15 protein-coding genes are annotated in these 20749 nt (G+C 37.1%); 11 read left to right on the forward strand and 4 right to left on the reverse strand.

Going from position 1 to position 20749, the window contains the following annotated elements; all coding sequences use genetic code 11:
• The first annotated feature begins 56 nt into the window (after window positions 1–56).
• The 6 genes from addB to ACQKM9_RS01160 all read left to right on the forward strand — a co-directional run bounded on the left by addB (window position 57) and on the right by ACQKM9_RS01160 (window position 11813).
• Entirely contained in the window at window positions 57–3593 is a 3537-nt protein-coding gene (addB, locus tag ACQKM9_RS01135) for a helicase-exonuclease AddAB subunit AddB (RefSeq protein WP_427731905.1), read from the forward strand.
• Window positions 3550–7272: a helicase-exonuclease AddAB subunit AddA gene (addA, locus tag ACQKM9_RS01140; protein WP_427731907.1), complete on the forward strand. Its 3723-nt coding sequence runs from the start codon at window positions 3550–3552 to the stop codon at window positions 7270–7272. Before addB ends, addA begins: the two co-directional genes overlap by 44 nt.
• Window positions 7273–7284: 12 nt before the next feature.
• Window positions 7285–8475: a DUF418 domain-containing protein gene (locus ACQKM9_RS01145; protein WP_427731909.1), complete on the forward strand. Its 1191-nt coding sequence runs from the start codon at window positions 7285–7287 to the stop codon at window positions 8473–8475.
• 40 nt (window positions 8476–8515) lie between these two features.
• Window positions 8516–9418, forward strand: coding sequence for a fumarylacetoacetate hydrolase family protein (locus ACQKM9_RS01150; RefSeq protein ID WP_427731911.1), 903 nt, complete (start codon window positions 8516–8518; stop codon window positions 9416–9418).
• 131 nt (window positions 9419–9549) lie between these two features.
• The gene (locus ACQKM9_RS01155; RefSeq protein ID WP_427731913.1) at window positions 9550–9924 is read left to right on the forward strand and encodes a YisL family protein; all 375 of its coding nucleotides are present in this window, start codon (window positions 9550–9552) and stop codon (window positions 9922–9924) included.
• 410 nt (window positions 9925–10334) lie between these two features.
• Window positions 10335–11813 carry an alpha-amylase family glycosyl hydrolase gene (locus ACQKM9_RS01160; RefSeq protein ID WP_427731915.1) on the forward strand — a complete coding sequence of 493 codons (1479 nt, stop codon included), beginning with the start codon at window positions 10335–10337 and terminating at the stop codon, window positions 11811–11813.
• A gap of 48 nt (window positions 11814–11861) precedes the next feature.
• Here ACQKM9_RS01160 and ACQKM9_RS01165 read toward each other — a convergent pair whose 3' ends face one another.
• Window positions 11862–12719 carry a DegV family protein gene (locus ACQKM9_RS01165; RefSeq protein WP_427731917.1) on the reverse strand — a complete coding sequence of 286 codons (858 nt, stop codon included), beginning with the start codon at window positions 12717–12719 and terminating at the stop codon, window positions 11862–11864.
• Between the two features lie 21 nt (window positions 12720–12740).
• Window positions 12741–13553 carry a Cof-type HAD-IIB family hydrolase gene (locus ACQKM9_RS01170; protein ID WP_427731919.1) on the reverse strand — a complete coding sequence of 271 codons (813 nt, stop codon included), beginning with the start codon at window positions 13551–13553 and terminating at the stop codon, window positions 12741–12743.
• A 122-nt stretch (window positions 13554–13675) separates the two neighbouring features.
• Between ACQKM9_RS01170 and ACQKM9_RS01175 the strand changes: the two genes are divergently transcribed.
• Window positions 13676–14443 (forward strand): alpha/beta fold hydrolase, encoded by a 768-nt coding sequence (locus ACQKM9_RS01175; RefSeq protein ID WP_427731921.1) that lies wholly within the window; start codon window positions 13676–13678, stop codon window positions 14441–14443.
• Window positions 14444–14495: 52 nt separating this feature from the next.
• Window positions 14496–14804, forward strand: coding sequence for a metal-sulfur cluster assembly factor (locus ACQKM9_RS01180; RefSeq protein ID WP_427731923.1), 309 nt, complete (start codon window positions 14496–14498; stop codon window positions 14802–14804).
• A gap of 76 nt (window positions 14805–14880) precedes the next feature.
• Here ACQKM9_RS01180 and ACQKM9_RS01185 read toward each other — a convergent pair whose 3' ends face one another.
• Window positions 14881–15576 (reverse strand): Crp/Fnr family transcriptional regulator, encoded by a 696-nt coding sequence (locus ACQKM9_RS01185; protein ID WP_427731925.1) that lies wholly within the window; start codon window positions 15574–15576, stop codon window positions 14881–14883.
• Between the two features lie 243 nt (window positions 15577–15819).
• On the opposite strand from ACQKM9_RS01185, the gene ACQKM9_RS01190 reads away from it, so the two are divergent.
• Window positions 15820–17961 (forward strand): ATP-dependent Clp protease ATP-binding subunit, encoded by a 2142-nt coding sequence (locus ACQKM9_RS01190; protein ID WP_427731927.1) that lies wholly within the window; start codon window positions 15820–15822, stop codon window positions 17959–17961.
• A gap of 88 nt (window positions 17962–18049) precedes the next feature.
• Here ACQKM9_RS01190 and ACQKM9_RS01195 read toward each other — a convergent pair whose 3' ends face one another.
• Complete coding sequence (locus tag ACQKM9_RS01195; protein WP_038179641.1) at window positions 18050–18244, reverse strand: YjzD family protein; 195 nt, start codon at window positions 18242–18244, stop codon at window positions 18050–18052.
• A 193-nt stretch (window positions 18245–18437) separates the two neighbouring features.
• Between ACQKM9_RS01195 and ACQKM9_RS01200 the strand changes: the two genes are divergently transcribed.
• Together ACQKM9_RS01200 and fabF are read left to right on the forward strand one after the other, a co-directional pair.
• The gene (locus ACQKM9_RS01200; RefSeq protein WP_427731929.1) at window positions 18438–19376 is read left to right on the forward strand and encodes a beta-ketoacyl-ACP synthase III; all 939 of its coding nucleotides are present in this window, start codon (window positions 18438–18440) and stop codon (window positions 19374–19376) included.
• Between the two features lie 31 nt (window positions 19377–19407).
• On the forward strand, window positions 19408–20646 hold the full coding sequence (fabF, locus tag ACQKM9_RS01205) for a beta-ketoacyl-ACP synthase II (RefSeq protein WP_427731931.1): 1239 nt from the start codon (window positions 19408–19410) through the stop codon (window positions 20644–20646).
• The last annotated feature ends 103 nt before the right edge of the window (window positions 20647–20749 follow it).

Consider the following 20749-nt stretch of genomic DNA (forward strand, 5'->3'; position numbering starts at 1 on the left):
CGTTAATAGTAAAATTTGTTAGAGTTTTTATCGTGATTAAAAGAGGGGGAGTTAGAATGTCACTGCGTATTGTTTCTGGAAGGTCAGGCTCTGGAAAATCGACGCTTATTCATAATGAAATAGTTGATATTATAAAGGAACAGTCGATAGGGGCACCAATATTCTTGCTTGTTCCTGACCAAATGTCATTTTCTTCTGAATATGATTTAACACATCGCTACGGTGTATCAGGGCTTATTCGGGCGCAGGTTACGACGTTTAAGCGTTTAGCGTGGCGCGTTCTGCAAGAAACTGGTGGCATTAGCCGACAAGAGATTAACGGCTTCGGCTACCGAATGCTTATCAAACGTTTATTAGAGGATAATAAAGAACAGTTTTCATTGTTTCGTCAAGCAGCTGGAAAACGCGGTTTTACGGATGAGATGGAAACTTTATTAAAGGAATTTAATCGCTATAGTTTGGATAGCAAGACATTAGAACTGCTTTTATCAGATTTTGAGGGCATGAATGCACCACAAACATTGCGGGATAAGGCACATGATCTTCAGTTATTATTGTCCGCTTTAGAAGAGCGATTAGGTACAACATATATTGATAGTGAAGGTTATTTCCCCTTGCTAACAGCACAGCTAAAAGATTCGGAAATTATTCAATCTGCAGATATATATATTGATGGATTTACAGCATTCACAACACGAGAATTTGAACTGGTCAAAGAATTATTAAAAGTAGCGCGTCGAGTAACGGTTGTTTTACCTATGGAGTCAGATGCTGATGCAGACGATGAGCAAGCACTATTTTATCAATCTGCTCGGACAAGTGTACGCTTAAAAGAATTAGCATTTGAAGAAGGTATTGAAGTAGAGCCCACAGTACATTGTCAAACAGTATTCCGTTTTCTAAATAATGATTTGAAATGTATCGAAGAAAAATTTGATTCACATGAAGAAACAACGTATAACTCTTCAGATAATTTTGAGATTATTGAAGCAGTCAATCGCCGTGCAGAAGTACATGCGATTGCAAGGAAAATTAGAGAGTTTATGCAAAATGACAAAATTCGTTATCGTGAGATGGCTATTTTGTATCGTCAAGCAAATGTATATGATCCACTGTTTGCGACAATTTTCCCTCAATACGATATTCCTGTTTTCGTAAGTCAAAAAAAACCCATGCTTCATCATCCATTAATTGAACTAAGTCGCTCGGCTCTGGAAGCTATCCAATCTGATTGGAAGTACGAGCCTATTTTCCGTGCAGTAAAAACAGATTTGTTTTTCCCGGTAGATGCAGATTTACAAGTTTGGCGGGAGCGCGCAGACCGCTTGGAAAACTTTGTTATCGCACAAGGGATTTATAGTGAGCGCTGGTTTGATGAGAATCGTTGGCTATATAAAAAATATCGTGGACTTGAATTTTTAACAAAAAATCAAACAGACGAAGAGCGCGCCTTTCAACAAGAAATTGAAGCAGCTCGAAGTAAAGTAAGAGAACCTTTAAAAGAGTTAGAAAATGAATTAGCTAGTTGTAAAACTGGGCTAGATATCGCAACCGCTCTGTTTAATTTTATTGAGAATCTTGAAGTTTATGAAAAACTACAAGCTTTAAAAGATAAAGAAATAGACAAAGGTCAACTGTTAGCTGCAAGTGAACATGAACAAGCGTGGAACCAATGGGTAGACGTACTTGATCAGTTCGTCATGATGTTTGGTGAACAAGAAATGACGCTAGAAGAAGCGCTGCACACATTAGAAGAAGGGTTCGATACATTAGAATTTTCTCGTATCCCACCGTCATTAGATCAAGTGACCATTGCAACAGCAGATTTGTCTCGTTTAACGAATATGAAAGCAGTTTTCGTAATCGGTATGAATGAAGGTGTATATCCACAAAGGATGGATCATGAAGGATTACTTTCGGATGCAGAACGTGAATGGTTTATGCAACTTGGGATGGAGCTGGCACCAACATCTAAAATGAGATTGTTAGAAGAATCATTCATTACCTATAGAGCCTTAACCATGGCTTCTGAAAAGCTCGTTGTTTGTTATGCGATTGCAGATGAAGAAAGTAAAGCATTATTACCATCGCTATATGTGAAGAAGTTACAGCAACTTATTCCCAATGCACCAATTACAAGAGCGTTAATGGATCCAACTGAGGCATTATCTGAGCTCTCAGATCTCCCTTATATTAATCACCCTAATACGTCTTTAGCCTATTTAATGATGCAACTTAGACAAGTGGAGCATGGAAAAGAGTTATCACCCGAATGGCGTGCGTTACAGGCGTATTATGAAGAGGATCCTTATTGGTCGGATATTCTAGAGCGTTTAATGCGCCCACTAAAAGTGCTGAATAAAGCAGAACAACTTACAACGGATATTACTGATGCATTGTATGGCTCAAATCTAACCTCAAGTGTTTCACGTATTGAGAAGTTTTATGGTTGTCCATTTTCGCATTTTTCAACTTATGGTTTACGTCTTGAGGAACGTGCGGAGTATCGACTTGAAACACCGACAATCGGAGACTTATTCCATGCAGCGCTAAAATGGATTTCTGAGGAAACACATGAGAAGAATATAAAATGGGGTCAGTTAACGCCAGAGCAATGTGCAGATTTAGCAAAAAGAGCAGTGGATAAGATTTCTCCACTTTTGTATCACCAAATTTTAATGAGTACATCTCGTTATCGCTACATTCAAAGGAAACTGACATTGATCGTACAAAGAACGATGCTTTCTTTAAGTCAACATGCACGTGTATCAAATTTCAAACCGATTGCTTTAGAAGCTGCATTTGGACCAGGAGAACCCTTACCGCCATTAATGATCAAATTAGATGGAGGTAAGAAAATGCAAATGCGTGGTCGAATTGACCGAGTAGATGCAACTACAATCAATGATAAACCGTATATTCGCGTTGTAGATTATAAATCTTCTGCGAAAAAGCTAGATTTAAATGATGTGTATTATGGTCTATCTTTACAAATGTTAACCTATTTGGATGTAGCTGTTGAGAATTCAGAGGCATGGTTACCGTTACATTCAGAAGCTGGTGGTGTGTTATATATACATGTCCACAATCCGATGTTAAAGCCACATGATAATTTAGATGGCGCACAGGCGGAACTGGAACGATTAAAAGAATTCAAGATGAAGGGTCTTTTATTAGATGATCGAGAGACTTTGATTGATATGGATGAAGCGCTTGAAGAAGGCGGCCATTCACAAGTAGTACCAGTTTATGTGGGGAAGAAGGATGGTACCGTTTCACCGAAAATGTCTTCCGTTATCTCGACACAAGATATGGGGCATCTCCGAAATTTTGTACGACACAAGCATCAACAGGCCGGTGAGGGCATTTTAGCAGGTCATACTGATATAAGTCCATACCGTATGAAAACACGTACGGCTTGCGAGTATTGCTCATTTAAAAGCGTATGTCAATTTGATACAACAGATGCAAATCAACATTATCGATACTTACAACCAATCGGTAAAAAAGAAGATGTTATTGAGCAAATTCGAAAGGAGACTAAAGCAGATGAAGGAAATTCCTTTGAAGCCGGCGACAGCAACTTGGACTGATGAGCAGTGGAAAGCAATTTGGACTACTGGACAAGATACTTTAGTTTCAGCAGCAGCGGGCTCAGGAAAAACAGCTGTATTGATCAATCGTATGATTGAAAAGGTTATCTCATCGGATAATCCAATCGATGTTGATGAGTTGTTAGTCGTAACATTTACCAATGCGTCTGCAGCTGAAATGCGTCATCGTATGGCAGAAGCGCTTGAAAAAGCTATCACCAATCAGCCAGATTCAAAGCATCTAAGAAGACAATTAAGTTTATTAAATAAAGCACAAATTTCTACATTACACTCATTTTGTTTAAATATTGTTCGACAATATGCGTTTCTATTAGACATTGATCCAGGCTTCCGTATTGCAAACGATACTGAAGCTGCACTTTTAAAAGATGATACGTTGGCAGAAGTACTAGAAGAAGCTTATAACAGTGACCAAGTTGACGATGTATATCGACTAGTTGACAGTTTTACATCTGACCGTGATGACCAAGCAATTGAGACATTAATTGAAAAATTATACGATATGTCACGTGTTAATCCAGAGCCGATGAAATGGCTAGAATCATTACCTGATCAATATGACCTTGAAGGTATTATATCAATTGATGAGTTGCCAATTAGTAAAATAATAAAGCGTTCGGTTAGCCATGCTATTGAAGCTGCCTATGCGCTTATTAAAGATATGCGAGAGCTAAGCCTAGCACCAAACGGCCCATCAGCTTATGGTGAAACGGCTGAGAAGGATTTTATTTTATTAACTGAAGCTCGTGCATTTTTACATGAACGTTCTTGGGAAGAGGCATATGAATATTTTCATGCTGTTAGCTGGGCGAGAATTTCTACGAAGAAGATGGATTGTGATTTAGAAATAAAAGCTCTAGCTCAAAACAAACGTAAGCAAGCAAAGGAACTATTTGATGCCGCTAAAAAACAATATTTCACAAGAAGACCAGAACGATTGCTAGAAGAGATTCGTTTAATGAAACCAATACTCTTAACACTAGTGAAAATTGCTGCAAGTTTCAGTGGAAAATATGCCGCTGCAAAAAATGAAAAAGGTCTTGTAGATTTCTCCGACTTAGAACATTTTGCTTTGCAAATTTTAACGGATGAAATTGACGGAGAACTCGTTCCATCAGCTGTAGCACTGAGTTATCGAGAAAAGTTCAATGAAGTACTTGTTGATGAATATCAAGATACTAATAGGCTTCAAGAAACCATTTTACAGTTAGTGAAAAGTGGTGGGGAAGCGGATGGCAATATGTTTATGGTTGGTGATGTGAAACAATCTATTTACCGATTCAGATTGGCAGAACCGACACTTTTTTTAAACAAATATTTGGCGTTTGAAGAAGAACCAACAAATACAGGTATGAAAATTGACTTAAATGCAAACTTCAGAAGTCGTCCAGAAGTATTGCACGGTACAAACTATATTTTCTCACAGATTATGGGCGAAGAAGTCGGTGAAATCAATTACGACGAAGCTGCAAAATTAAAGCCACAAGCTCCCTATAATGAAAAAGATGCTCCTATTGAATTGACAGTTTTATATACAGATCAAACTGAAGAGGAAGAGTCTAAAGAAGCTGGTGATGGCGAAGCGGGTGTCAGTTCGGAGTTACAAGCTGAAGAAGAATTAAAAAAATCTCAGCAAGAGGCCCGCTATATTATTGAGAAAATAAAGCAATTAATGGCTTCTGGACAAATGGTTTATGATACAAAAAAAGGCACTGAACGACCTTTAGAATATCGTGATATTGTCATATTAATGCGCTCGATGACTTGGTCAGGTGATTTAGCAGAAGAGTTTAAGCTAGCAGGTATCCCGCTATATGCAGAGTTGTCTAAAGGATACTTTGAAGCACTTGAAGTGATGATAATGATAAACACATTGAGAATTATTGATAACCCATATCAAGATATTCCATTAGCATCTGTCCTAAGAGCGCCATTTGTTGGATTAACGGAGAATGAGCTAGCGAAAATTCGTTTAGCTGACCCGAAAGCACCTTTTTATGATGCTTTGAAACAATTTGTACGCATCGAAGGTACGGGTCTAAAATCTAGTACTGCTGAAAAATTACAACGTTTCTTACTTCACTTTGAAGATTGGCGTGATTTAGCTCGTAGGGGTTCTCTAGCAGACTTAATTTGGCGAGTATATATTGATACGAATTATTATGAAATGGTTGGTGCAATGCCTAACGGCAAACAGCGTCAAGCAAATTTACGTGCACTTCATGATCGTGCGTTATCGTATGAAAAAACCTCATTCCGAGGGCTTTTCCGATTTTTGAGATTCGTAGATCGTATGAGATTACGTGGTGATGATTTAGGAACTGCACGTGCAATTAGTGAAACGGAAAATGTTGTACGTTTAATGACAATACACTCATCTAAAGGCTTAGAATTTCCTTATGTTTTTGTAGCCGGATTAGGACGAGAGTTTAACAAAATGGATTTCAATTTACCGTATTTATTCGACCAACAATTTGGTTTAGCGGTGAAAATGATTGATCCTGAGAAACGTATTCAATATACCTCCCTACCATTCCTTGCGATGCAGGAGAAAAAGAAGCTTGAGTTAAAGGCAGAAGAAATGCGCATTCTTTATGTTGCGATGACACGTGCAAAAGAACATCTTTACCTAGTAGGTACAGTGAAAAATTGGGATAAGACAAAAGCTGTTTGGGAAGATGCAAAACTATTACCTGCAGGTGAAATGCTACCTGATCATGTTCGTGCTTTAGCAAAAAGCTATTTAGATTGGATTGGTCCAGCTTTAGCTAGACACCCAAACTATGACCGATGTCTAAATGATTCAACTCAGTTACTTAATAACGAATTATCAAGTTGGAAAGTTCAAGTGATAGGTGCAGAGCATTTTATAGCTCCATTAGAAATGGCGGAAATAAACGAAGCTGTTGTTGAGGATACGAAAAAATCTACTCTTGTTGATGAGGGTTTATTAACAACTATCAAAAAGCGTTTTGATACAGCATATGCGTACGATAGAGCGATAGCAAAACGATCTAAAACTTCTGTTAGTGAACTAAAACGTCTGCAAAATTTAGAACAATCCGAGCAACCTGAATTTTTTTGGAATGCACCTAAAAAACAACAGCAAGTGGCAAAAAGACCTAGCTTTTTACAACAACGTTCGTTAACAGCAGCCGAAATTGGAACAGCTATGCATACGGTAATGCAACATCTACCGCAGCAGGGTTTACATTCAATTGAAGAGGTTGATGTTTTTGTGCAAGGGCTTGTTGACCGTCAACTTTTGACGAAGGAAGAGGGGGCAGCTGTATATGCACCTAAAATTGTAGGCTTCTTTGCAACATCTGCAGGTCAGCGCTTTATGAATGCAGTGGAACTTTATCGAGAAACACCATTTACTTTTAGTATTACTGATGAAGACGGTGACTCACAAATCGTACAAGGGATTGTCGATTGTCTATTTAAAGAAGCAGATGGTAATTGGATTTTACTCGACTATAAAACCGACCGAATTAAAGAAACGATGAAAACAGTTGAAGGCTTACAAAAGGAAATGAAAGAACGTTACGATGTACAGTTGACGCTATATAAAAAGGCGATAGAAGAGACTTTAAAAATCAACGTTGCAGAAAAATTAATATATGCATTTGACGCACAGCGCTCAATTGAATTATAGGAGGAAAAGCTTTTGAATTTAACACCAACACCTATGCAAAAAAGGATTGATACGCTCGATATAATACGAGGTTTTAGTTTGCTAGGTATTTTTTTAGTAAATATGTTTGCGTTTAGTACGCCTTCGCCACATATTGATTTAAAAACTTGGTTCGAATCGCCACTAGATAAACAATATCATCAGTGGCTAGATATTTTTGTGCAAGGAAGCTTTTATCCATTATTTTCAATGTTATTTGGCTACGGTTTAGCGATGCAATTTGCGAAAGCAACGCAGTTAGGTGACAACTTCTATAAGATTGGATCGAAGCGTTTAGTTGTGTTATTTGGCATTGGTGTGTTACATGCCTTCCTTATTTGGTGGGGAGACATTCTAATGACGTATGCATTTTGTGGTTTCTTTTTATTGATTCTGTTACGTCTGAAACCAGTTTGGTTAATAACAATTGGTGGCGTATTATATGGAATTGTACATGGCTTTTTAGTGGTATTAATGGGATTAGCCTCATTGGTGCAAGAGTCTACTGATTTTTCAGAGTTTGTTGACATAGCAGCTATCGAAAGTGCAATAGCTGCTTACGGTTCCGGTTCGTGGATAGAGGCTTTCATGCAGCGTCTAGCAGATTTACAAGTACAGGCATCCCCGAGTATGTGGATTATGGCATTGTTTACGATTTTGCCATATATGTTATTAGGGGCTGCTGCATCCAAATGGCAGCTAATTGAACGTGCAAAGGAAAAACGACTATTTTGGATTATTTTAACTGTTATTACTATACCGGTTGGGGTGGCGCTTAAAATGTTGCCATATAATTTAGAACGCAATCTTTTCCTTGATTATGTGCAAGTTTCTTTCGGTGGTCCAATTCTTGCGATAGGGTATGCGGGTCTAATCGTTCTATTATGCCAAATTCCCAAATTCACAAAAATATTGTCGCCTGTTGCAAAGGCAGGACGTATGTCGATGACAATATATTTAATGCAGTCTATTATTGGAACATTTATTTTCTATCACTATGGATTAGGATTATATGGTAAAATCGGTGTCGATACCGTTACGTGGTTAGCTGTCGGGATATTTGTTCTGCAGATAGTATTTGCTGAGCTGTGGTTCCTGAAATTTAAGCAAGGACCGGTTGAAGCAGTGTGGAAACGATTAACTTACGGAAAAATGTTACAGAAAAAAGAGGAAATTAGTCGATAATTAATGTATCATTGAAAAAAAAGAAGGAGTGCCAATATTCATGAAAATTTTATCATTTCGTTATAACGATGTAGTAAGTTTTGGTCCGAAAGTAAAAAAAGAAGAAGCTGTATGGGATGTTTTAGCAATCCAAGAAGCTCTTCAAGTACTACCTTCTTTCGCTACAACAATTGTAGAGGGGATGACAGCTGGTTTTGAGTTTGTAGAACAATCTCGTAAACTTGTAGAAGCTGCACAGAATTCAGAAAACCCAGAGCAATTTAAATATGCATTTACGGAAATTGAATGGTTAGCACCAATTCCGCGTACAACGAAAAATATTATTTGTGTTGGTAAAAACTATCAAGATCACGCCAAAGAAATGGGCGCTGAATCTGCTCCAGAAAATTTAATGATCTTCACAAAAGCACCAACTTCTATTGCTGCAGATGAGCAAACAATCTCTGCACATGCAGATGTCACTTCGGCACTTGACTATGAAGGTGAATTAGCAGTCGTTATTGGTAAAAAGGGTAAGAACATCCCTACAAAACTAGCGTATGACTATGTATTTGGTTATACAATTGCTAATGACATTACTGCACGTGATTTACAAGCAAAACATAAGCAATACTTCTTAGGGAAAAGCCTAGACGGCGCTTGTCCGATGGGTCCATACTTAGTAACAAAGGATGAGATTCCAAATCCGCATTCTTTATCAGTCGTTACAAAGGTGAATGATGAAATTCGTCAAAATGGTTCAACAAAAGATATGATCTTCACGATTGAAGAAATTATTTCTGAGATTTCTAGATTAGTAACTTTAGAGCCGGGTGACGTGATCTTAACAGGTACTCCAGCTGGCGTTGGTAAAGGTATGAACCCACCAACATACTTATCATCTGGTGATGTAGTAAAAGTATCAATAGAGGGTATTGGAACTCTAGTAAACCGCTTCGAATAAGCTTATTAGCATTTTATAGATATTACTACAGACCGGTGGATGATTTTCCATCGGTCTGTTATATTTGTATAGTTTTCCACCTCGTGATAGGATATTAATGATTATTAAAATTATATAAGGTGGGGTAATTAATGGATTTTTTAGCTAGCACCCATTTACACATTACAACTTGGGTAATCGCAATTATCTTGTTCCTAGTTTCTGCTGCTATGCAAAGTGGTACTAAAGGACAAAAAGTAACGCATATGATTTTACGTGTATTCTATATTCTAATCATCATTACTGGTGGCGCATTATTTGCTAAAGGTATGGATTTTAATATGGGTATGCTTTATGGTTTCAAATTCATTGGTGGTATTTTAGTTATTGGTATGATGGAAATGGTTTTAGTGAAAAAAGCAAAAGGTAAACCAACAACTATGTTCTGGATTCTATTTGCAGTATTCTTATTAATCACTATGTTCCTAGGATTTAAATTACCAATGGGTCTGCATTTCTTAGCTTAATAACTGGCATGATAAACAGCCACATGACGAATCTCGTTGTGTGGTTTTTTTGTTGGATAAAGATGATGTTATAACAGTTAAATTCGTACTTTTAGGACGTGAATATTCTGCTAAATAACAAAGGGAGCAGATAGCGCAACAAACATCGGCTTTAACGCAACAAACGATGAAGTCAGTGCAACAAAGGAGCCACTTAACGCAACAAACAATGCAGATAGTGCAACAAACAAGTTTATAAGAAATTTCCATTTGATAGGTTTAGTAGCTAAACCGGCCGCTTCAGCATTTAAGTAAATTCACATTTTTGTCGAATTTGTTTCGGTTTCGTTTGTTTTTAGTGTTAAAGCATAGCGGGGATGGTGTGGGTTTGGTAAAATTACGATGGACAGTTCTGCAGAGGAGGACTATAAGTGAACGTTGCAAAGTGGATTAGTACGGTAGTTGCGTCAGTGCTTTTGGCTACGACAATGGGGTTTACACCTATTGCGAAGGCAGAGACTGAAGTGACGCATAATATTAAAGATGAAAGTATCTATGATCTCTTAGTGGATCGTTATTTTAATTCATCGGTCGAAAATGACTATAATGTAGATGCTCGAGATCAAAATGCTTTTGCTGGTGGTGATCTTAAAGGGATTGCTACTAAACTAACACATATTCAAGATATGGGATTCACTATTCTATCGATTGGTTCGATATTTTCGACTGAATCATATGATGGAAGTGCGGTAGTGGATTACGAAAATATTGAACGTCATTTTGGTACAGCAAAAGAATTTAATTCTTTGCTGTCTGATGTTCATAAAGGCAATATGAAGCTAATGGTTGATTTTCCGCTAAATAATATTAGCAAAAATCACGTTTGGGCTAAAGATAAAGCCAATTCAGATTGGTACGAAGCCGCTGATAACGGTCGTATAAATTGGAATACAGAGAATCCTGATGTACAAAAGGCATTAATCAATGCAGCAACTGATTTTGTTAAGAAATACGATATTGATGGTATTCGTTTAACTAATTTAGGTAATAGTAACACAGCATTTTTAAATGAAATGATTCAATCATTAAAAAATACAAATAAAGATATCTATGTTACATCTTCCGAAACCAGCGATGCAAATTTTGATATGTCTATTAATAAAGAGACAATCGATATTTATCAGTCGATTTTCAAAAATGTCGATCTAGATTCATCAAAAGTGGAACAACCACTTGGCACAATGAATAAAGACGATGCAAAAAAACCTTCAGCTATTATGTTAGATAGTTTAAATAGCTCTCGTTTTACATTTGCTTCAGCAAGTGAAAATATGTATCCACCAACACGTATTAAAGTAGCGATGGCTGCGATGTTTACGTTACCTGGTGTACCAGTAATGACATATGGTACTGAAATTGCACAAAATGGTGAACAAGCCCCTGAATCACATGCAATATTTGATTTCAAAACGAAGGATGATATCGTTTCAAACATAGGCGACGTTCAATCTGTTCGTAATAAATCAGAGGCGCTGCGTACTGGGGACTTTAAACTATTAAAGAATGAAGATGGTTTCATTGTATTTGAACGTTCTTCTGATGACGAACAGTGGATTGTCGTTGTGAATAATACAAAAAATACACAGCATATCGATTTAGATAAAGATATTATTGGAGAAAACAAAGAACTGCATGGCTTATTTGAAAGTGATATCGTACGTCCGAATGATGAGGGCGTATACCGAATCGTGGTTGATCGTGAAATTGTTGAACTATATCAAGTAAAAGAAGATAATGGCTTGAATATCTCATATATGATTTCATTAGGTTGTGTCTATGTGTTATTCATAGCATTTATCGTATTAGTATTACGTAAAGGTAAAAAAAATAGAAAAGCAAAAAATAACTAAAATAAAATCCCTTAGAGAATGTAAGTTATCTCTAAGGGATTTTGCATTTTAAGCTATAGGGTATTGATTTAAGTAGAAAATAGCTAAAGTACCTGGACCCGCATGTGATGCAATTGCAGAGCCAATCAAATGGATTTCTACAGCTTTAGGCTGGAATCTGTCTATTATCATAGCTTTCATCTCTTCAGCAGTGGCTAAATCATCTCCATGACTAATGGCAATAACTTGATCACTTAAACGGTCACCTGTTTCTTCCATCTTGTCTAAGATACGTTTCATCACTTTCTTACGCCCGCGATGTTTTTCTATAGGTATGAGTTTACCATCCTCCACATGAAGTAATGGTTTAATACTAAGTAAGCCACCGATAAATGCGCTTGCTTTTGAAACGCGTCCACCACGTGCTAAATAATCTAAGTCTTCTACTGTAAAGAAATGTTCCATATGTTGCGCATTTAAACGAACTTTCTCTGAGATTTCATCTAGACTTAAACCTGCTTCGCGAAGGCGAACAGCTTCTTTTACAACTAGACCATAGCCAAGTGAAGCACATTTAGAATCTACGATTGTTAATTTTATATCAGGGTACTGTTCTTTAACTTGTTTGTAGATCATTACAGCAGTGCTGTATGTACCAGATAATTCAGATGAAAAAGCTATATAAAGACCTTCCTCACCTGATTTTGCTAGCTCTTCGAAAAGTTCCAAAAACAACTCAGGAGATGCTTGAGAAGTTTTTGGTTGTCCGCCTTGACGGATATATTCGTATACTTTTAAGCCGTCGATACCAACGACATCAGCATATTCTTCGTTGTTCATATGAACTCGTAAAGGTATTAGTGTGACATTATTTTGTTCATAAAAAGATTTAGGTAAATCAGAAGCGCTATCTGCATAGATTCTCATTTATTTACCTCCTAGTGTAATTTATTTTAAGTTTAGTCGGTCGATCAAGAGGTTTGCTATACCATCCTCATTGTTAGTTTGTGTTATTTCATCTGCAATGTTTTTGAGCTGTCCAATACCATTACCCATTGCAACTCCAAGGCCTGCGTATTCGATCATTTCTAAGTCATTGTCTTCATCGCCAAACGCAATAATACGTTCGCGCGGGATTCGTAAATCCTTTGCAACATGCGATAACCCAACTGCTTTATGCATGCCTCGACGAACGATTTCAATTACTTCCCAAGGGTCACCCCAGCGACGGTGATCGATAAGCTCAGCTTTTGTATCTGCTAAATGTTGGCGAATTAAAGGCACATTCGAAGAGCTAGCTTGAATTAAAAGGCTTGTGGGATTATCTTTTAAATAATCATGTAATATACCTGTCGTTACTTTTGGTTCGCCCATTGTTAAAATATCTAAGATTTTTTGATCATGGTATTGAACATACACATCATCCATAACCTCAGCGATTAAATTTTCAATTTCATAATGGTTGATGGATTCGACAACATCTTTTACAACTGATAAATCTATTGGGCTATGAATTGTTTGCCAAGAAGAGTTTGTTGGGTGATGTACAAAGGCTCCATTAAAATTGACGATTGGTGTATGTAAACCTAGCTCTTGATAGTATATTTTACTCGCACGATACGGTCTACCAGTAGCAATCATAACTTGATGACCTGCTTCTTTTGCCTGTAGTAAAGTGCGTTTTGTTTTTTCAGAAATAACTTTCTTGTCGGTTAAAAGTGTACCGTCTAAATCTAAAACAATCAAATGTGGTTGTACCATATGAAAAAACTCCTTTCCTACTTTAATAGAGTGTATCTTTAATCTTACTTGTTCGTCAAAACTTTGTCACCGTCAATTATTTTTGTTACGATATTAGAATAAACTATCAAGGAGTGAATGCAGTGAAGGTTCAACAAGAACAGTGGGGTAAAATTCCGTTACTTCACATATATGATGAAGAGACAGTAACATCAGCATCACCAGTTGTCATTTTTCTCCATGGCTTTATGAGTGCGAGTGAACATAACTTGCACTATGCATATAAACTAGTTGAAAGAGGCGTTCGAGTATTATTACCAGATGCTTATCTTCATGGTGAACGTGATGAAGGGCTAGATGAAGTTCAACTTAGTTTACGTTTTTGGGAAGTAATCTTAACTTCAATTGAAGAAGTTGATTTTTTACATAAGCAGTTAATAGAAAAAGGTTTACTGCCAGAAGGTAAAATAGGTTTGGCAGGAACTTCTATGGGTGGAATTGTTACATTAGGTTGCTTACGTGTATATCCTTGGATTCAAACTGCATCAGTTATGATGGGTTCACCTTGTTATGTTGAACTATCAAAAGCACAGATGGCTCAATTTGAAGAGCGAGGTTTTAAAATTCCGATATCAGAAGAAGAGCTTCAGAAAATGGAACAAACACTTAGCTACTTTGATATGTCAAAACACCCTGAATCAATGGCTAACCGTCCAGTGTTATTTTGGCATGGTAAGAAAGATCATATGGTTCCATTTGCTCCTACATATCAATTTTATGAGAGTATACAAGCAGATTATGCAGACCATCCCGAAGATCTTGTCTTTATCGTCGATAAACAAGCAGGGCATAAAGTATCTCGTCCAGGAATGATTGCGGCAACAAAATGGCTTGCAGACCATTTGGCATAAGTCGTTACATTTGTTATGATGGGATAAACACTATGCAGAAAGGGGAAACACTATGGATGCAGAAATGAAAGAAAGTATATATGGTGCTTTAGAAAACGTAATTGATCCTGAGTTAGGTATTGATATTGTCAACTTAGGTTTAGTATATGAAGTAGATTTATCTGAAGAAGGATTATGTGTAGTAACCATGACATTAACATCAATGGGTTGCCCACTTGGTCCAGTTATTGTTGACCAAATCCGTACAGCACTATTTGAATTACCAGAAATTAAAGAGGTAAATGTTGATATTGTATGGAATCCACCATGGAATAAAGACAATATGTCACGTTATGCGAAAATAGCTTTAGGCATTCGCTAATACTGTAAAGAAAACCCGTTCGGACTTAAAAGTCGAGCGGGTTTTTTTAATTTATAAACGGGTATAATATATGAGGTTAGTCAATTCTACAAATAGTAAGAGGGCAGTTTTCACATTCACATTCATCTTTTAGAAATTGTAAATTAAGAACTGTGATTGTACTCTTGTCAAATGTAATAATATTATTCTTCTTCAGGTCATTTAACGTACGGTTAATGACTTCTCGGCTAGTAGCACAGAGATTAGCTAGCTCATTATTAGTCAATTTATAGTTAATATTGATTGAGCCATCATCTAACTTTTCACCATAAGTGTTTGATAATCGTATCAATGTAGAAAAGAGTGCGCCCTTTTTTCCGTGTAGTAATAAATCACGAAGTCTAGATTGACTTTTCATATTTTGCAACTGTATCCAACGCAAACATGCAATCATCAATGACGGTTCTTGACTGAGATAGAGTTCAAGCGTGTTGTTATCGATAGTTAAAATAGTAGTCTGTTCCATAGCGGTAGCTGTTGTTGAATTATAATCTAGAGAACTAAAAATAGTACTTTCACCAATTAAATTATTACTACCACAGATACGAATAGTTATTTCCTTCCCACTAGCAGTTTCTTTTGAAATTCTCACTTGTCCTGATACAACAAAAAAAACATCTTGGGTACGGTCACCTTCTAAGAATATAGGGGTGTCTTTGGCGAATTTGACAACTGTACCATGCTCTTTGAAAAGTGAATGGATCTTAGGTGGGATAGTTTCAATTTCCTCCAAAATATTCACAACCTCTGCTGTTTTTCACAATTATAACATACTGTTTTCTTGCAATTGGGGAATATTTCAATTTCTCGATTTTTTTCTATTTGACGATATTGAAGTTTGATTAAAAACATATTAGAATTGGGAAAATATTTTAGTCAAAAAAGGTCAAACAAATCACTTTACATTCATGGGAAGACGATAATATAATGTAGTTAATCAAAAGGTCAAAAAAGGTCAAATAGGGAGTGAACTATAATGCAAATGAATATGAATAATGAAGAGCAAAAAAGTCCACTTGAACAATTTGGACGTAATTTAGTAGAAGAAGTGAAAAATGGCAAAATGGATCCAGTTATTGGTCGCGATCAAGAAATTCGTAATGTCATTCGAATATTATCACGTAAAACAAAAAACAACCCTGTATTAATCGGTGAACCCGGTGTTGGTAAAACTGCGATTGTTGAAGGATTAGCGCAACGTATCGTCAAAAAAGATGTACCAGAAGGATTAAAAGACCGTAAAATTTATGAGCTGGATATGAGTGCATTAATCGCTGGTGCTAAATATCGCGGGGAATTTGAAGAGCGTTTAAAAGGTGTCTTGAAAGAAGTAAAAGAAAGTGAAGGTCAAATCATCCTATTCATCGATGAGATTCATACAATTGTTGGTGCAGGTAAAACGGATGGTGCGATGGATGCAGGGAATATGCTCAAACCAATGTTAGCTAGAGGTGAGCTACATTGTATCGGTGCAACTACATTAGATGAGTATCGTATGTATATCGAAAAGGACCCAGCACTTGAACGTCGTTTCCAACAAGTTTTAGTTCGTGAACCATCTGTAGAGGATACGATTTCTATTTTACGCGGTTTAAAAGAACGCTTCGAACTACATCATGCAGTCAAAATTCATGACCGAGCAATTGTAGCTGCTGCAGAATTATCAAATCGTTATTTAACTGAGCGTTTTATGCCAGATAAAGCGATTGATTTAATCGATGAAGCTTGTGCGATGATTCGTACAGAAATAGATTCGATGCCACAGGAATTAGATGAAGTAACACGTCGTACAATGCAACTTGAAATCGAAGAGCAAGCCTTGATGAAAGAAAAGGATGATGCAAGTAAGAAACGACTTGTAGCACTTCGTGAGGAATTATCGGTGCTAAAAGATTCTACCTCTAATATGCGGGAGCAGTGGGAAGCTGAAAAATCATTTCTTCAGGTTATCCAAGAAAAACGTGAAACACTTGATCGTTATCGCAGGGATTTAGAAGAAGCTGAAAATAATTATGATTTAAATAAAGCAGCAGTTCTAAGACACGGTAAAATTCCTGAATTAGAAAAAGAATTAATAGAACTAGAGCAGAATTTACAGCAAGGTAATGACCGTCTGCTACGAGAAGATGTCACAGCTGAAGAAATTGCTTCAATCGTTTCAAGATGGACCGGTATTCCTGTAACGAAATTAGTTGAAGGCGAACGCGAGAAATTACTCAACCTAAAAGCTACATTACAAGAGCGAGTAGTTGGTCAAGACGAAGCTGTTCAGTTAGTAACTGAAGCGGTTTGGAGAGCACGTGCAGGTATTCAAGATCCACAAAAACCAATCGGATCTTTCTTATTCTTAGGCCCAACAGGTGTAGGGAAAACAGAATTAGCAAAAGCTTTAGCTGCCCAATTATTCGACTCTGAGGATCATTTCATTCGAATTGATATGTCTGAGTATATGGAAAAACATAGTGTATCTAGATTAGTAGGAGCGCCTCCTGGCTATATAGGTTATGAAGAAGGTGGTCAATTGACAGAAGCTGTCCGTAGAAACCCATATGCAGTAGTATTATTAGATGAAATTGAAAAGGCACATCCAGATGTGGCGAATATTTTGCTACAAATTCTAGATGATGGCCGTATTACTGATAGTCAAGGTCGTATGATTAACTTCACAAACACAGTGATCATATTGACATCTAATATCGGTTCAAGTTATTTACTCGATATGCCTGAAAATAGTGAACATGCTGTTGAGGACCTAGTAATGGCATCTTTAAGAGAGCATTTCAAACCAGAGTTATTAAATCGACTTGATGATATCATAATGTTCCATTCATTAACAAACGAACATTTTTATCGAATAACTTGGAAGTATATGCAGTTATTACAAAAACGAGTGGCTGAACAAGAAATTGAATTACAAGTTGATGAAGATGTCATCCAGTGGGTAGTAGCAGAAGGAATAGATCCAACTTTTGGAGCAAGACCTTTAAGAAGATTTGTACAGCGACATGTTGAAACGCTCGTTGCAAAAGAATTGTTAAAAGGGGAGACAGTACCAGGGGATCGACTAGTCATTTCAATGGAAGATGGTAAAGTAACAATTCATAAAGACCCAGCGTAATGATAAAAAGTCTGAATAACCTTGATAATAGGTTGCTCAGACTTTTTTTAATAAAAAAACCCCGTCCAATCTTTGGACAGGATTTTCATTATTGTTGGTGACCTACTTGTTTAGGTGATTCGTTTGGAATAACATTGCTAATAATAATTAAGAATACAGAGAAAACTACTGAAAGCCCTAATCCAAGATTTAAGTTAAATCCAACATTCTGAATTGAACTTACTACGTAGTTCAGTACAGAAACTAATAATGCTGACCAGAAAAATAGCATAATATATCTCATTAATTTCACCTCTAACTAACTTTTTTACCTGTTCTATCATATCATATAGCCATATTTAAATAAAAGAATCTTTTCATTATTATGCCCCGTTATTTGGACAAAAATTGACGAAGTGTTGAAAAAGTATAAATCTTTCGTTATAATTATTACCAGGTACTAATAATTGATAACAAAAGAAAAGAGGCGCTACTTCATGAACGCTGGAATAATAGGCTTAGGAAGATGTATCCCTAATCGCGTAGTCACAAATGCTGACTTAGAAAAATTGATGGATACATCGGATGAATGGATTCGCACTAGAACAGGAATTGAAGAACGAAGAATCGCATCAGATGAACATAACTCTTCTCATTTAGCTTTTGAAGCTGCAAAAAAGGCAATAGCTAATGCTGGAATTTCGGCTGATCAAATCGGACTTATTTTAGTTGCAACCGTAACACCTGACCGACCATTTCCGAGTGTAGCGTGTATGATACAAGACCAACTCGGTGCACATAATGCAGCTGCAATGGACTTGTCCGCTGCATGTGCAGGATTTATGTATGGATTGGTAACGGCTAAGCAATTCATTGAATCTAATACGTATGATTATGTATTAATAGTTGGTGTTGAAAAGCTTTCGAAAATTACAAACTGGGAAGATCGCAATACTGCTGTCCTATTCGGCGATGGTGCATGTGCAGCTGTGATGGGTAAAGTATCTGAAAATCGAGGGATTTTATCATTTGAGCTAGGTTCAGACGGCTCAGGCGGAAAGCATTTGTTCCAAAATGACGCAGGTCATATTGAGATGAATGGTCGTGAAGTTTTCAAATTTGCAGTACGTCAAATGGGTGAATCAGCTTTAAATGTCATAGAGAAAGCTGGATATACTAAGGAAGAAGTTGATTTCCTTATTCCGCATCAAGCGAATATTCGAATTATGGAATCTGCAAGACAAAGACTAGGTTTGCCAGAGGAGAAGATGTCTACTGCTATCAAAAAATATGGCAATACATCGTCTGCTTCAATCGGCAATGCATTAATAGAAGAACTAGAAGCCGGCAAAATTCATGATGACGATTTACTCGTACTCGTTGGATTTGGTGGCGGCCTTACATGGGGCGCCGTTGCAATGCGCTGGGGAAAATAACAATACAAAGAAAAGAGGGAGTTAAAATAACATGACAAAACGTCGAGTAGTTGTTACAGGTATGGGTGCTGTAACACCGTTAGGAAATGATGTAGAAACAACATGGAAAGCGATTAAAGAAGGCCAAAGTGGTGTAGGTCCATTAACACGTATAGATGCTGAACAGTTTCCTGCAAAAGTTGCTGCAGAAGTAAAAGATTTTGATATAGAAGCATATATTCCTCGCAAAGAAGCACGTAAAATGGATCGTTTTACACATTACGCATTAGCGGCATCTATTATGGCTGTAAAAGACGCAGAGTTAGAAATAACTCCTGAAGTTGGTCTGCGTACAGGTGTTTGGATCGGTTCTGGTATTGGTGGAATGGAAACTTATGAGCAACAATTCCGCAATTTCCTTGAAAAAGGACAACGACGTGTTAGTCCATTTTTCGTACCAATGATGATTCCAGATATGGCTGCAGGGCAAGTATCTATCCACTTTGGTGCAAAAGCCATTAACTCATGTTCAGTAACAGCTTGTGCATCGGGTACAAACTCAATTGGTGATGCGTTCAAAGTTATTGAGCGTGGTGATGCAGATGTCATGATTACTGGAGGAGCAGAGGCGCCAATTACGAATATGGCGGTTGCAGGATTTTGCTCAAATACGGCACTTACATTAAACCAAGATCCGCAAACTGCATCTCGTCCATTCGATGCAAATCGTGATGGTTTTGTTATCGGTGAAGGATCGGGTATTGTTATTTTAGAAGAATACGAACATGCAGTAAAACGTGGTGCGAAAATCTACGGTGAAGTTGTAGGGTACGGTTCAACTGGCGATGCCCATCATATTACAGCACCTGCTCCAGAAGGTGAAGGTGCAGCACGTGCTATGAAGCAAGCGATTGATGATGCTGGAATTGACGCAACAGAAATTGGTTATATTAATGCCCATGGTACGAGTACACCTTATAATGATTTATTTGAAACGAAAGCTGTAAAGACTGTATTTGGAGAGCATGCGTATAATTTAGCAATGAGTTCTACGAAGTCGATGACAGGTCATTTACTTGGAGCAGCTGGTGGGATTGAAGCAATCTTTTCAGTACTTGCATTAAAAGAAGGAATTCTACCTCCAACGATGAATCTAGAAACAACAGATCCTGAATGTGACTTAGATTATGTTGCTAACGGTGCTAGAGAGAAAGAAATTACTTATGCCTTAAGTAATTCACTAGGTTTTGGTGGGCATAATGCGTCACTACTATTTAAAAAGTTTCAATAAGTTATAAATGACCACAGGGTGAATACCCTGTGGTTTTTATCTATACAATTTTATTGTTTATATTAAATAATTACTGGAATAATAGTGTATTTCATTATAGTAA

This window comes from Viridibacillus sp. NPDC093762 (assembly GCF_050279675.1).
In the GTDB taxonomy this organism is placed as follows: Bacteria; Bacillota; Bacilli; order Bacillales_A; family Planococcaceae; genus Viridibacillus.

Excerpts from the sequence above, each read along its gene's own strand:
- ACQKM9_RS01170 (WP_427731919.1), bottom strand. The coding sequence starts at position 13,553 with ATGGTACAACCACATTTGATTGTTTTAGATTTAGACGGTACACTTTTA.
- ACQKM9_RS01150 (WP_427731911.1), top strand. The coding sequence starts at position 8,516 with ATGAAAATTTTATCATTTCGTTATAACGATGTAGTAAGTTTTGGTCCG.
- ACQKM9_RS01195 (WP_038179641.1), bottom strand. The coding sequence starts at position 18,244 with ATGAGATATATTATGCTATTTTTCTGGTCAGCATTATTAGTTTCTGTA.
- ACQKM9_RS01200 (WP_427731929.1), top strand. The coding sequence starts at position 18,438 with ATGAACGCTGGAATAATAGGCTTAGGAAGATGTATCCCTAATCGCGTA.
- addB (WP_427731905.1), top strand. The coding sequence starts at position 57 with ATGTCACTGCGTATTGTTTCTGGAAGGTCAGGCTCTGGAAAATCGACG.
- fabF (WP_427731931.1), top strand. The coding sequence starts at position 19,408 with ATGACAAAACGTCGAGTAGTTGTTACAGGTATGGGTGCTGTAACACCG.
- addA (WP_427731907.1), top strand. The coding sequence starts at position 3,550 with ATGAAGGAAATTCCTTTGAAGCCGGCGACAGCAACTTGGACTGATGAG.
- ACQKM9_RS01155 (WP_427731913.1), top strand. The coding sequence starts at position 9,550 with ATGGATTTTTTAGCTAGCACCCATTTACACATTACAACTTGGGTAATC.
- ACQKM9_RS01180 (WP_427731923.1), top strand. The coding sequence starts at position 14,496 with ATGGATGCAGAAATGAAAGAAAGTATATATGGTGCTTTAGAAAACGTA.
- ACQKM9_RS01165 (WP_427731917.1), bottom strand. The coding sequence starts at position 12,719 with ATGAGAATCTATGCAGATAGCGCTTCTGATTTACCTAAATCTTTTTAT.
- ACQKM9_RS01190 (WP_427731927.1), top strand. The coding sequence starts at position 15,820 with ATGCAAATGAATATGAATAATGAAGAGCAAAAAAGTCCACTTGAACAA.